Genomic DNA, 12,127 nt, shown 5'->3' on the forward strand with positions numbered 1-12,127 from the left:
CCGCGGCGAGATCGCGTGGGAATGCGGCGCGTTCGATCGGGACCGCGAAGCGCGGTAGCGCCGTCCGGCTCCGATGTTGACCGCGCGTCCTCCGCGCCAGTACGCTGCCGGCGCAGAGGTGCACATCTCATGATTGAACGTCCCACGCTTGTGCCCGAGAAGGTCTCCGAGGCGGTGAAGTCGCAGCTCGCCAGCTTCCATCGCGCCGTCGTCGATGAGGTCGCGGCCGCGGTGAGCCGCGACCGGGTCGTCGTCGTCGGGATGGCCCAGAATCCCATCGTGAAGAAGGCGCGGCAGCTGCTCGATGGAGAGGGCGTGAAATATACCTACCTGGAGTACGGGAGTTACCTCTCCAAGTGGAAGGAGCGGCTCGCTCTCAAGCTCTGGGCCGGCTTCCCGACGTTCCCGATGGTGTTCGTCGACGGGGTCCTCGAAGGCGGCCACAGCGACCTCGTGAAGCTCCGCGACCAGGGCAAGCTCAAGGGGCAGTCCTGACGAGGCGCGGCTGAACGTCGGGCACAGAACGCGCCAACACGCAAACGCGCCACCACGCAAACGCGCATCAGCGCGCCGCGCGCGCGGCGGCGGGCCAGCGCGCAGGCCGCCTCGACCGCGGCGCGGCGCGCGAAACGACGCGCCGGCCGGTGATTCCGTGATATGCGGGAAGGCGCGGCGCGCCCTCGCGGCCGTCGCCGCGCTGAAGGACGGCAGCTCGGAGGCACCTCGTGACATCGCTCGGGATCCACGGAAGACGGCGGGATGACGAGGGGAGCGGCGCGGCTCGACGGCCCGGAGGCGGCGCGCCGTGAGCACCTACGCGATCAAGCGGCTGCTCTCCATCATCCCCACGCTCTTCCTCGTCGCCACCCTTGTGTTCATCCTGGTGCGCATCGTGCCGGGCGGCCCGTTCGACCAGGAGCGGGCCGTGCCCGTCGAGGTCCAGCGGCAGCTCGACGCCAAGTACCACCTGAACGATCCGGTGCTGAAGCAGTATGGCGACTGGCTCCTTGCGCTCGTCACGAAAGGCGACCTGGGCCCGACGTTCAAGTACCCGAACCGCACCGTCAACGAGATCATCGCCCTCAGCCTGCCCGTGTCGATGCAGCTCGGGTTCTGGGCGATGCTCTTCGCCCTCGCGATGGGCATCCCCCTCGGCATCGTCGGGGCGATCCGCCAGAACACCTGGAAGGACACGGCGGCCATGGCGGTCGCCATGGTCGGCCTCAGCGTGCCGCGGTACGTGCTCGCGCCGCTGCTCATGCTCGTCTTCTCGCTCAAGCTCTACTGGTTCCCGGTCGCCCGCTGGGAGACGTGGCGGCACATGGTGCTCCCGATCATCTGCTCCGGGCTCCCGGTGGCCGCCTACATCGCCCGGCTGACGCGCGGCGGGATGCTCGAGGTGATCCGCTCCGACTTCATCCGCACCGCGCGCGCCAAGGGGCTCTCCGAGCGCAAGGTCGTCCTGAAGCACGCGCTCCGGGGCGGGCTGCTCCCGGTCGTGAGCTTCCTCGGCCCGGGCTTCAGCGGCCTGCTCGTCGGCTCCCTCGTCGTCGAGAAGATCTTCAACATCCCCGGCATGGGCCGCTACTTCGTCGAGGCGGCCACGAACCGCGACTACAACCTCGTGATGGGGGTCATGCTCGTTTACGGCTTCCTGCTCATGCTCTTCAACGCGATCGTCGACGTGGCGTACGCCTTCATCGACCCGCGGGTGGAGCTGCGCTGACCATGCCCGCCGCCCCCCCGCCGCACGCCGCCGCGCCCGCCGACGCCTCGCCCGCCGACCTGCCCGCCGTCCCCGGCGGCGCGGCGCCGCGCCCGGCCGCCCCGCTGCGGCTCGACGCGCTCGAGCAGGGGTCGAGCCTCGGGCGCGACGCGTGGCGGAGGCTCCGCAAGAACCGCGCGGCGGTCGCCTGCGGCGTCGTGCTCGTCGCGATGATCCTCGCCTGCATCCTCGTCCCCGAGCTGTCGAGCTACCAGTACGACAAGGCCGACCTCAAGCTCGGCGCGCAGCCGCCGTCGCTCGCGCACTGGATGGGCACCGACTACTTCGGCCGCGACCTCATGGCCCGCGTGTTCTTCGGCGGGCGCATCTCGTTCGCCGTCGGCATCGTCGCGACGCTCGTCAGCTTCGTCATCGGCGTGAGCTGGGGCGGCGTCGCCGGCTACTTCGGCGGCAAGGTCGACGCGATCATGATGCGCATCGTGGACGTGCTCTACACGTTCCCGTTCCTCATCCTCGTCATCCTGCTCATGGTCTTCTTCGCGAACGACCAGACGGCCCTCTACCGCGCCTGGAAGGTCGCGCTCGGCCTGTTCGTCCAGGATCCCTCGGATCCGAGCTACTTCCCCATCTTCCAGATCGTCGTCGTCTTCGCGGCCCTCGGCGGCATCTCCTGGCTCACGATGGCCCGCATCGTGCGCGGTCAGGTGATCGCGCTGCGCAGCCAGCCGTTCATCGAGTCGGCGCGCTCGATCGGCGTCGGCCACACCGCGCTGATCTTCCGGCACCTCGTGCCGAACGCGCTCGGCCCGATCATCGTCTACACGACGCTCACCATCCCCGAGGTGATGATGACCGAGGCGTTCCTGAGCTTCCTCGGCCTCGGCACGCAGGAGCCGCTGTCGAGCTGGGGCCTGCTCGCGTCCACGGGCGCCGACGCGATGGACCTCTTCCCCTGGCAGCTCATCTTCCCGGCGCTGATGCTCGCGCTCACGCTGATCTGCTTCAACTTCCTCGGCGACGGGCTCCGCGACGCCCTCGATCCACGCATCCGAAAGGACTGAAGGGACGCCGCTCCCACGGCGCGCGCCCGCACGGACCATGCTGCTCGAGGTCAAGAACCTGAAGACCCACTTCTTCACCGAGGAAGGGGTGGTGCGCGCGGTCGACGACATCTCCTTCAGCCTCGATCGCGGCGAGGTCCTCGGGATCGTCGGCGAGTCCGGCTCGGGCAAGAGCGTGACGAGCCTCTCGTTGCTCCGGCTCATCCCCGACCCGCCGGGCAGGATCGTCGGCGGCCAGATCCTGCTCGAGTCCGAGGGGGGCGTCGTCGAGGACCTCGCGGAGGCGAGCGAGGCGCGGATGGAGCGCATCCGCGGCGACCGCATCGCGATGATTTTCCAGGACTCGATGACGTCGCTGAACCCCTATCTCCGGGTGAGCGAGCAGCTCATCGAGGTGCTGGAGCTGCACCGCGGCATGCGGCGCACCGAGGCCCGCCGGCGCAGCGTCGAGATGCTGCAGGCGGTGGGCATCCCCGCGGCGGCGTCGCGGATCGACGACTACCCGCACCAGCTGTCGGGCGGGATGCGGCAGCGCGTGATGATCGCGATGGCGCTGCTCTGTGACCCGGACCTGCTCATCGCCGACGAGCCGACGACGGCGCTCGACGTCACGATCCAGGCGCAGATCCTGGATCTCATCCAGGAGCGGAAGGAGGCGCTCGGCGCGGCGGTCCTGCTCATCACGCACGACCTCGGCGTCGTCGCGAAGATGGCCGATCGCGTCGCCGTCATGTACGCCGGGCGCATCGTCGAGGAGGGCCCGGTCGGCGCCATCTTCCACGCCCCGCGGCACCCGTACACGATCGGCCTGTCGCGGTCGATCCCGCGGCTCGACGGCGCGCGCGGCGACGACCTCGTCCCCATCCCGGGGATGCCGCCGTCGCTCGCGCGGCTGCCGCCGGGCTGCCCATTCCACCCGCGCTGCGCGCACGCGGTCTCCGTGTGCCAGGAGGAGGCGCCGCCGCCGCGGGTCGTCTCGGGCGCGGGGGACAGGAGGGCGCTGCACGTCGTGCGGTGCCACGTCGAGGACGTCGCCGGACGAGCGCCATGACCACACCCGCCACACCCCCGCCGCTGCTCTCGGTGCGCGATCTCAAGGTCCACTTCCCGGTGCGGCGCGGCCTGCTCCAGCGGCAGGTCGGCACGGTGCGCGCGGTCGACGGCGTCTCCTTCGACGTCGAGCGCGGCGCGACGCTGGGCCTCGTCGGCGAGTCCGGCTGCGGCAAATCGACGACGGGGCGGGGGATCCTCCGCCTCGTCGCGCCGACGTCGGGGAGCGTGAAGATCGACGGCCGGGAGGTCCTGACGCTCGACCCGCGCGCGCTGCGCAAGGCGCGCCGCGAGATGCAGATGATCTTCCAGGACCCGTACGCGAGCCTGAACCCGCGCATGACGGTCCACGACCTCATCGCCGAGCCGCTCTCCACCCACGGCCTCGTCTCGTCGCGCGACGAGTCGCTCCGCGAGGTGGCGCGCCTGATGGAGCTCGTGGGGCTCTCGCCCTCGTACATGCGGCGCTACCCGCACGAGTTCTCCGGCGGCCAGCGGCAGAGGATCGGCATCGCCCGCGCGATCGCCCTGCGGCCGAAGCTCGTGATCGCGGACGAGCCGGTCAGCGCGCTCGACGTGAGCATCCAGGCGCAGATCGTCAACCTGCTCGCCTCGCTCCAGCGCGAGCTGTCGCTCACGTACGTGTTCGTGGCGCACGACCTCGCGGTGGTTCGCCATCTGTCAAGCGAGATCGCGGTGATGTACCTCGGCCGGATCGTCGAGCGCGCTCGTCCAGATGCATTATTCCGCTCACCGCAGCATCCGTACACGCAGGCGCTGCTGTCGGCGATCCCGATCCCCGATCCCGACGTGGAGCGCAAACGGCGTCGCCTGACGCTCGTCGGCGAGGTGCCGAGTCCGCTGAACCCGCCGTCCGGTTGCCATTTCCACACCCGCTGTCCCTATGCGATGGAGCGGTGCAGCATCGAGGTGCCTCCGCTGGAGGAGCGCCGTCCTGGTCACTGGGCTGCTTGCCACCTCACCGAGTTACCCACGGTACCTATGCATCCGTGAGGGTGATCCAGCAGCGCGCAGTTCCCGACAGCAGTTCCCGACATCGGTTGAGCTCGCTGTCCAGACATGACGGGGAATGTCCGATGACAGGATTTTCCTGACCTCTGCTTGGGCCGGGGAGGTTAGGATTCTTGGACCGATGCCGCGAATTTCTGACGCCACGCTTCGCGCCCAGATCCCGACGGCCCTTCTCATCGGCGGCGATCAGGCGCTGCTGGAGCGCTGCCAGGCGGCGGCGATGGACGTGGGGATCGTTGTCAAGGCGTGTCCTGTCTCGATGGCTGCGGCGCTGGCGGAGGAGCGCCGGCCGGTGGTCATCGTGGTCACGCCGTCGACCTACGCGCTGGCTCCCGAGGCGTTCGAGGAGATCGCGCGCGAGGTGGTGAGCACGCTCGTGCGGGTCGACGAGACGCTGAAGGACGACGAGCTCGGGGCGATGCTCGGCACGGCGGCGCGCGAGAGCCGCAAGCAGCGCTCGTGGCAGCTCACGCCGGGGCGCTACTCGCTGACGCCTGGGGACGATGGGTCCTCGGCGCCGCGCTCGGAGCGCTGGACGCTCGGGGTGATGACGGCGGATGCGTCGTCGCGGCGCGACGCCGAGTCGACGCCGCTGCCGCGCTCCGGGCCGCGGAGCGCGGGCGCGCACGAGCTTGCGTCCCGCGAGCGCGTGGCGGCTGCCGTGGCCGCGCACCGACCGGAGCGCTCGGGTGCCGGGGCGTCCGGGGAGGCGGCGTACCGGCCGCTCGATCCGGCTGCGCCGCGCTCGGAGCGTCTGGGCGTCATGACGCTGGCGCCGTCCTCTTCGCGCGCGCGCCGTGAGGTGCCCTCGTCGCCGCCGGCGCCGGCCGGCGTGGTGGTTGCGCGCCGGGACGCGGTGCCGCCCGCGGCCAGAGGGGGCACGTACGCGCGGCGGGAGACGCCGCTGCCGGGCTCGCAGCCGGCGGGTGGGTACGCGCGGCGGGAGGCGCCGTTGCCGGGAGGGTACCCGCGGCGGGACACGCCGGTGGCGGGCTCGCAGGAGGCCGCGATGTATTCGCGGGGGGCGACGCAGCCGGCCTCCGCGTATGCGCGGAGGGACACGCCGGCGCCGCTGTCGCAGCCGGCCGCGGTGTACCCGCGGCGAGAGGTACAGCCGGCCGCGGCGTACGCGCGGCGGGACACGCCGGCGCCGCTGTCGCAGCCGACGGCGCCGAGCTCGCGGCAGCCTGCCGGGGCGCCTCCCCGGCGGGACACGCCGGTGGCGGGCTCGCAAGCGGCAGCGCCGAGCTCGCGGCGGGAGACGCAGCCTGCGGGGGCGCCTCCTCGGCGGGAGATGCCGGCGCCGGCGTCGCAGCGGGGGGCGGGGCACCCGCGGCCGGAGACCCTGGGGTCGCAGCCGGGAGCGGCATCGCCTCAGCGAGAGGCGCTCGCGCCGGGCGCACAGGAAGGTGAGCCCTACGGCGGTCACCCCACGCCGCCGCCGAGCTCACACCGGGCGCCGCCGTCCTCCCGCAGAGCTCAGTTCCACGTCGACATCGCTCTGCTGTTCGATGAGCGAGGCCTGCCGCGCGCCGATCCGCAGGCGAAGTGAAAGGTCTCCGAGCGTTCGGCTCAGCCGCCGCCTGAGCCACCTGCGCCAGTCGAGCCACCTGCGCCGTCGGAGCCGCCTTCGCCGCCCGAGCCGTCGGAGCCGCCTTCGCCGCCCGAGCCGCCTTCGCCGCCCGAGCCGTCGGAGCCGCCTTCGCCGCCCGAGCCGTCGGAACCACCTTCGCCGCCCGAGCCGTCGGCGCCGCCGTCGCCGCCCGAGCCGTCGGAACCGCCTTCGCCGCCCGAGCCGCCCTCGCCGCTGCCGTCTTCACACGACTCCGCGATGGTCAGCGACAGGCTTCGGGTGAGCGGCTCCTGCTTGCCCTCGCCGCCGAGGAGCGGCTCGCCCGTGTCGCTCACGGCGGTGAGGGTGATCGCGAGCTCGCCGTAGCGTTCCTCGGGCTCGAGCTTGTCGAGACGCACGTCGATCACACGGCCGGCCGCGGCGTTGTTCTCCTCGCCGTTGACGCTGAGCTCCAGGTGCCCGCACTGCCGGTACGTCAAGCAAGTGCCGGGAGGGCGGAGGAGGAGCTCCGAGACCGTGACGCTGATCGGAATCGTCGGCCCGTCGCCGGAAGAGGCGGTCGAGCGCGCCCCGATCGCGACGCATGCGCCGTCCTTCGGGCTCACGATCTCGATCTGGGGCGTTCCGGTCGGGCCGGGGGCGCTCGACGTCCCGTCGTCGCCGCAGCCGGAAGCGCCGGAGAGCCCGGCGACGAGGACGAGCGCGAACCGCGCAACGATCGGGGATGCCATGCCGCGCGGTTTATCCGTTGGCGTGGCGCCGGGCAATCCCTTCGTCCGCGAACGGCCCCGCCCGTGGCCCGCAGAGGGCCCCCGCAGGCACCGCCAAGGGCCGCGCCGGCATCGCCAGGGGCCGTTGCAGGCACCACCGAGGGCCCCGCGGGCACCCGCGGAGGTTCTGCGGGGACGGCGCCGCGCCCCGGCGGCCGCGGACCGCGCTCCGCCTGGGCCCCGGCGGGCGGACGCGCCGCCGCCTTCCCGGCGACGCTCACCCGGTGACCGGTGGGGCGGCCGAGGCTAAGCTTCGCGCGGCCATGACGACAGCGACCAGGCAGGAGTCGATCCAGAGCAAGCTCGCTCGCGCGCTCGATCCCGTGCACCTCGAGGTGGAGAACGAGAGCCGCATGCACAGCGTGCCGGCGGGCTCGGAGACCCACTTCAAGGTGCTCGTGGTGAGCGAGGCGTTCCGGGGCATGAGCCCCCTCGAGCGCCACCGGCGCGTCAACGACGTCGTGCGCGAGGAGTTCGGCGCCGGGCTGCACGCCCTGACGATCCGCGCGATGACGCCGGACGAGTGGGAGCGACAGGGCGGCGCGGATTTCCGCTCTCCCGCGTGCCTGGGCGGCTCCAAGGCGGCGCCGGGCTCCGGCGCGAAGTCGAGCTGAGCGGCGAGCCGCGCATGGAGCTCGTCGTCGCGCTCGTCTCGGACCTGCACTTCGGCCCGCAGGCGTCGTTCGGGGGCAAGCTGCGCAAGCTCACGGGCGAGGCGCCCGCGCTCACGCGTGCCTTCGTGGAGCGGATGAACGAGCTCACGCGGCCCGAGCTCGTCGTGAACCTGGGCGACGACATCGAGGACGAGGGGCCCGAGGCCGATCGGGCGCGCTACGGCGAGTGCATCGCCGCGCTCCGCGGCGTGCGGGCCGAGCTCTTCCACGTCGCCGGCAACCACGACGTCGTCCACCTGAGCGAGGCCGATCTGCTGTCCGCCTGGGGCAGGCCCGAGGTGACCCGGCTCCACTACGCGTTCGACCGCGGCGGGTTCCACTTCACGGTCCTGCACACGCGCGAGCGCAAGGATCACGATGTGTCGGTGGGGCCCGAGCAGCTCGCCTGGCTCGCCGAGGACCTCGCGGCGTCCTCGCTGCCCAAGGTCGTGCTGATGCACCACAGCGCGGCCGATCAAGACCTCCGGGGCAACCGCTGGTTCGAGGGGAGCCCGCACATCTGCCTCGTGCGCGAGCGACGGGCGATGCGGAAGCTCTTCGAGGAGCACGGCGTCCTCGCCGTCTTCAACGGCCACCTGCACTGGAACCACCTCGACGTGATCCGCGGTATCCCGTACGTGACGCTCCAGAGCCTGATCGAGAACCTCGACGACGACGCGCCGGGCCGCCCCGCCGCCGCGCACGCCGTCGTGCGGCTCGGCCCGAAGCGCATCGTTGTCGAGATCGAGGGCGCCGAGCGAGCGCGGTACCAGTTCGAGCGGCGGTAGGCGGCCGGCCGGCGCGCTCACCGCGCTTCACCGCCGGCTGGCGGGCCCAGCCGAGCCGGTGGCCGCCTCCGGTCGAGCGGTGGCGGCGTTCCTCGGGTCAGCTCCGCCGAGCACGTTTGCGTGCCGCAGGGCGCCGCGCCGGTGCGGGGCGCTTGCCGTCCTCGACGAGGACGTCCTCCGGCGTCGGGGCGGTGAGCACCCGCGTCGTCCATGCGACGAGCGCCGCCTCGTTCGCGGCCAGGATCCGGGCGCTCACCTCGGCCGGCACGGCGCCGAACCGGGCCGTGAGCAGCTCCAGGAGGGTCTGAGCGCGCCCCTGAGCGCGCCCCCTGCGCTCGCCCTGAGCGCGTCCTCTGCGCTCGCCCCTGCGTTCGATCTCGTCCAGCGTCGTCACGATGGCCTCCTGGGCCCGCGGGCCCGCCGCCTTCTCCAAGAGCCGACCGATCTTCCGCACGCTGAAGCGCGCGTGCGTGGCCACAAGATAGCGCAAGAGCGCCTCCAGGGCAGCGAGCCCGTTCGGCGCCTGCAGCACCTCGTCCAGCGCCGCCGCGGTGCGCGCGATCTCCCGCTCGAGCCGCGCGTCGTCGCCGGACACCGACAGGCACCACAGCACCACCTTCCCCAGCGCCGTCAGCGCCTGCTCCACCAGATCGCCGGCCCGCCCGCCGCTCACGTCGATCAGACGTAGCTCGAAGCACGGGACGTGCGGCAGGAGCGCCGCCCGCTCCGGGCCATCGACCGCGACGACATCCTGGAAGGCTCTGGCCGCCGTCCACCCCGTGTCGCTGTGGTGAATCAGCACCGGCATGATCGGAGGCAGCTTCTTCAATCCCGGCTGATCGCGGACGATCTGCTCCCACAGGCGCATCATGTACAGGCCCATGCGAAAGACCATCAGCGCCTCGACGTCGCGCTGCTGCTCGACGATGACGTAGAAGTAGACGCGCCCCTCGCCGATCCTGGCGGAGAGCACGAGGTCGCTATGACGGCTGCGCAGTGCGCGGTCGACGAAGCTGCCCTTCTCCACGCGCAGCGTGCTCCAGCGCACGGCCGCGGCCAGCGACGACGGCAACGCGGCCTTCAGCAGGCCGACGGCGTGCTCGCGCTGGGAGAAGGTCCACTGGAACAGCGCATCGTGGGGGGAGCTCAGCGCACGCTTGCGCGGCGACTTCGGCATGAGGCAACCCTCGAGGACCGACGCGCAGGAGGCAAATCTTCAGCAGATCGGTCGCAGCATGGATTCCAGCTCTCCATTTCATCGGCTGCGAGCAGGAGGTATCCAGCGCGATGCACAAGAAGACTCCCGCGTCTGCTGGAGCGGATCGGGCGCGGCCTGAAGCCGCTCCAGCGTTCTCAGAGACACAGGTGGACATCGCTCCCAACGCGCCGGCGCCGATGGAGAGGGGAGAGCGATGAGCTGCCCTCCGGGGGCCCTTCGCCTCAGGCGGAGGCCGGCGGGAGCGGCAGCACCCGCTCCACGAGATAGCGCAGGATGTCCTGTGGCGTGATGATCCCGACGAGCCGCCCCTCGCGCACGACCGGCAGATGGTGGATCCGGTTCTCGCGGAGCAGGGTCATCACCTCGTCGGTGGGCATGAACTCGTCCACGCAGATGGGCGGGGTGCTCATCACGTCCGCGGCCGTCATGCCCTCGTACTCCTTGCGCAGGAGCACGCCCAGGAGATCCGTCTCGCTGACGAACCCGACGATGCGGTGGCCCTCGTCGATGACCGGCGCGCCGCTCAGGTGATGCTTCGCGAACAGCTGCAACATGTCGGTGACCGGCGTGCCCTGCTCCAGAGCGATCACGCGCTCGGTCATCAGATTGCGCGCATGGCCCTTCATGGTCTGCGGCATGTAATGATCAACGTGCAGCGGCGTCAAGGGCGCAGCGACGCACCGCGCCGAGCAGTCCGTCCAGCCGCCGTTCATCCTCCCCACCGTCCCTCCCTCGGGCGAACGCCGCAGAGAGCAGCGCGCGCCCCGGCCCGGACGAGCTCAGCGCGGCCCTCCCGGCCGACCCCGCAACCCGGCGGGCCGCCCCCGCAGGCCGGTAGAAAGCTGTCATCCACCCCCCGACGACGCCAGCGCGGCGAACGCCCCCCGAACGCCGCCCGGCAGGGGTAGTGGTCACATTCGCCCAGAAAGAATTCACATGAAGGCGAGAAGACGGGAAGATCATTGATTTTTTCTTCCCGCCTCCCCGCCTTCATGTTCAATTTTGACCACTACCCCGGCAGGAGGGTGGCTGTCAGCGACAGGACCCCGCCTCGCCGCTCATCACGGCGACGTCGCCCATCGCGCCTCCGTCCCCGGTACCAGCATCGCTGTTCTTGATACCGTGGACAGAGCGGGAGTCTCGCGCCGACAGCGCCGACAGAGCGATCGCGCCGCGACACAAAAAAAGAGCATATTGCGTGCGCGTCGGTCTTTGCCGCGCGATTCATCAGTGACATCTTTCCATGGGTTGCTGTGGCGGAGATGACCGACATCGGCCGCTCCGGCCTTGTTGGCTTCTTCGCGGCTCGTGCACTTGAACCAAGATCTACGTACCGGCGTTCGATGCGAGCACCCGTGGCCCGCGTCGCGGCGCCGGTCGTTTCGGGAGCTCACGGGCGAAGAGCTCATGGGCATCCCAGGGGGGCATTCACCATGGAGCATTCGCCGAAGCTGGCTGCACTTGTCCTGGCCGTCGCCGCGCTGTTCACAGGCGCATGCGCGGCCCCGCTCGACCCGGAGGCCGAGGCCGCGGACGACGCCGCGTCCCAGCCCGTCCGGTCGCACAACGCGCTGACGTCGAACGCGCTGACGTCGAACGCGCTCACGGCCGAGGCGCTGACGTCGAAGGCGCTGACGTCGAACGCGCTCACGGGCCAGGCGCTCTCGGACAACCCGCTCACGGCCGAGGCGCTCCGCGACCCGTCCGCACGCACCGTGCTGCGGTACATCGCGAGCTGCGCGCTGCCAGCAGGCGAGCGCCTCACCGTCGCGCTCGACGACGACGAGCTCTCCTTCCCGGGAGAGCTCGGCCTCGCGCCGGGCTGGGGCCAGGAGGGCGGCTCCTGCGACGGCGCGTGCCGGACCTGGGTCAGCGGCTGCGTCCTCGCCCGCGTCAACTACCTCGGACAGAAGGTGAGCCTCTCCCTCCGCGGCGATCGCGCGGAGCTCCGCGCCGACAAGGTCGAGCGCTCCGCGTACCCCACGCGGGAGGCGACGTACTACGGCGACATCTTCGCGGAGGTGCCCCGCTACCACGCATGCCTTCCTCCGGAGGCCTCCGCCATCCCCCGCGTCTGCGGGCCGTCGCTCGAGACGTGCGCGATCGAGGTCGCCGGCTCGTGCGACAGCCTGTGCGACGCGCCGAGCGGCGACGGCAGCTTCCCGAACTGCCGCGGCAAGGTCCGCGGCCGCTCGGGCAAGCTCTCGGTCGAGAAGACGCCGCACCCGGGCTCGGTCACCGCGTTCCTGCGCTGA

The 12,127-nt window shown here is 71.5% G+C and carries 12 protein-coding genes; 9 read left to right on the forward strand and 3 right to left on the reverse strand.

From position 1 onward, the window contains the following. Positions 1-129: 129 nt before the first annotated feature. The 6 genes from WMF36_RS18430 to WMF36_RS18455 all read left to right on the forward strand — a co-directional run bounded on the left by WMF36_RS18430 (position 130) and on the right by WMF36_RS18455 (position 6,421). The gene (locus WMF36_RS18430; RefSeq protein ID WP_437580921.1) at positions 130-495 is read left to right on the forward strand and encodes a glutaredoxin domain-containing protein; all 366 of its coding nucleotides are present in this window, start codon (positions 130-132) and stop codon (positions 493-495) included. 310 nt (positions 496-805) lie between these two features. Continuing rightward, the gene (locus tag WMF36_RS18435) at positions 806-1,726 is read left to right on the forward strand and encodes an ABC transporter permease (protein WP_437580922.1); all 921 of its coding nucleotides are present in this window, start codon (positions 806-808) and stop codon (positions 1,724-1,726) included. A gap of 2 nt (positions 1,727-1,728) precedes the next feature. Further along, on the forward strand, positions 1,729-2,787 hold the full coding sequence (locus WMF36_RS18440; RefSeq protein ID WP_437580923.1) for an ABC transporter permease: 1,059 nt from the start codon (positions 1,729-1,731) through the stop codon (positions 2,785-2,787). Between the two features lie 37 nt (positions 2,788-2,824). Then, positions 2,825-3,838, forward strand: coding sequence for an ABC transporter ATP-binding protein (locus tag WMF36_RS18445; protein ID WP_437580924.1), 1,014 nt, complete (start codon positions 2,825-2,827; stop codon positions 3,836-3,838). Next, on the forward strand, positions 3,835-4,851 hold the full coding sequence (locus WMF36_RS18450) for an ABC transporter ATP-binding protein (RefSeq protein ID WP_437580925.1): 1,017 nt from the start codon (positions 3,835-3,837) through the stop codon (positions 4,849-4,851). Before WMF36_RS18445 ends, WMF36_RS18450 begins: the two co-directional genes overlap by 4 nt. A gap of 139 nt (positions 4,852-4,990) precedes the next feature. Further along, positions 4,991-6,421: a hypothetical protein gene (locus WMF36_RS18455; protein ID WP_437580926.1), complete on the forward strand. Its 1,431-nt coding sequence runs from the start codon at positions 4,991-4,993 to the stop codon at positions 6,419-6,421. A 20-nt stretch (positions 6,422-6,441) separates the two neighbouring features. On the opposite strand, the gene WMF36_RS18460 is transcribed toward WMF36_RS18455, so the two are convergent. After that, complete coding sequence (locus WMF36_RS18460) at positions 6,442-7,173, reverse strand: hypothetical protein (RefSeq protein WP_437580927.1); 732 nt, start codon at positions 7,171-7,173, stop codon at positions 6,442-6,444. A gap of 302 nt (positions 7,174-7,475) precedes the next feature. Between WMF36_RS18460 and WMF36_RS18465 the strand changes: the two genes are divergently transcribed. Then, positions 7,476-7,826, forward strand: coding sequence for a BolA family protein (locus WMF36_RS18465; RefSeq protein WP_437580928.1), 351 nt, complete (start codon positions 7,476-7,478; stop codon positions 7,824-7,826). A gap of 14 nt (positions 7,827-7,840) precedes the next feature. After that, entirely contained in the window at positions 7,841-8,653 is an 813-nt protein-coding gene (locus WMF36_RS18470; RefSeq protein ID WP_437580929.1) for a metallophosphoesterase family protein, read from the forward strand. Between the two features lie 97 nt (positions 8,654-8,750). Here WMF36_RS18470 and WMF36_RS18475 read toward each other — a convergent pair whose 3' ends face one another. Beyond that, positions 8,751-9,830, reverse strand: coding sequence for an Rpn family recombination-promoting nuclease/putative transposase (locus WMF36_RS18475; protein WP_437580930.1), 1,080 nt, complete (start codon positions 9,828-9,830; stop codon positions 8,751-8,753). Positions 9,831-10,093: 263 nt separating this feature from the next. After that, complete coding sequence (locus WMF36_RS18480) at positions 10,094-10,585, reverse strand: CBS domain-containing protein (RefSeq protein ID WP_437581934.1); 492 nt, start codon at positions 10,583-10,585, stop codon at positions 10,094-10,096. Between the two features lie 720 nt (positions 10,586-11,305). Between WMF36_RS18480 and WMF36_RS18485 the strand changes: the two genes are divergently transcribed. Beyond that, complete coding sequence (locus WMF36_RS18485) at positions 11,306-12,127, forward strand: hypothetical protein (RefSeq protein WP_437580931.1); 822 nt, start codon at positions 11,306-11,308, stop codon at positions 12,125-12,127.

The organism is Sorangium sp. So ce887, from assembly GCF_051521455.1.
Taxonomy (GTDB): Bacteria; Myxococcota_A; Polyangia; order Polyangiales; family Polyangiaceae; genus Sorangium.

What these genes read in the sequence shown, in the direction of transcription:
- WMF36_RS18465 (WP_437580928.1), top strand. Translation starts at nt 7,476, where the DNA reads ATGACGACAGCGACCAGGCAGGAGTCGATCCAGAGCAAGCTCGCTCGC.
- WMF36_RS18430 (WP_437580921.1), top strand. Translation starts at nt 130, where the DNA reads ATGATTGAACGTCCCACGCTTGTGCCCGAGAAGGTCTCCGAGGCGGTG.
- WMF36_RS18485 (WP_437580931.1), top strand. Translation starts at nt 11,306, where the DNA reads ATGGAGCATTCGCCGAAGCTGGCTGCACTTGTCCTGGCCGTCGCCGCG.
- WMF36_RS18460 (WP_437580927.1), bottom strand. Translation starts at nt 7,173, where the DNA reads ATGGCATCCCCGATCGTTGCGCGGTTCGCGCTCGTCCTCGTCGCCGGG.
- WMF36_RS18480 (WP_437581934.1), bottom strand. Translation starts at nt 10,585, where the DNA reads ATGAACGGCGGCTGGACGGACTGCTCGGCGCGGTGCGTCGCTGCGCCC.
- WMF36_RS18450 (WP_437580925.1), top strand. Translation starts at nt 3,835, where the DNA reads ATGACCACACCCGCCACACCCCCGCCGCTGCTCTCGGTGCGCGATCTC.
- WMF36_RS18445 (WP_437580924.1), top strand. Translation starts at nt 2,825, where the DNA reads ATGCTGCTCGAGGTCAAGAACCTGAAGACCCACTTCTTCACCGAGGAA.
- WMF36_RS18475 (WP_437580930.1), bottom strand. Translation starts at nt 9,830, where the DNA reads ATGCCGAAGTCGCCGCGCAAGCGTGCGCTGAGCTCCCCCCACGATGCG.
- WMF36_RS18455 (WP_437580926.1), top strand. Translation starts at nt 4,991, where the DNA reads ATGCCGCGAATTTCTGACGCCACGCTTCGCGCCCAGATCCCGACGGCC.
- WMF36_RS18440 (WP_437580923.1), top strand. Translation starts at nt 1,729, where the DNA reads ATGCCCGCCGCCCCCCCGCCGCACGCCGCCGCGCCCGCCGACGCCTCG.
- WMF36_RS18470 (WP_437580929.1), top strand. Translation starts at nt 7,841, where the DNA reads ATGGAGCTCGTCGTCGCGCTCGTCTCGGACCTGCACTTCGGCCCGCAG.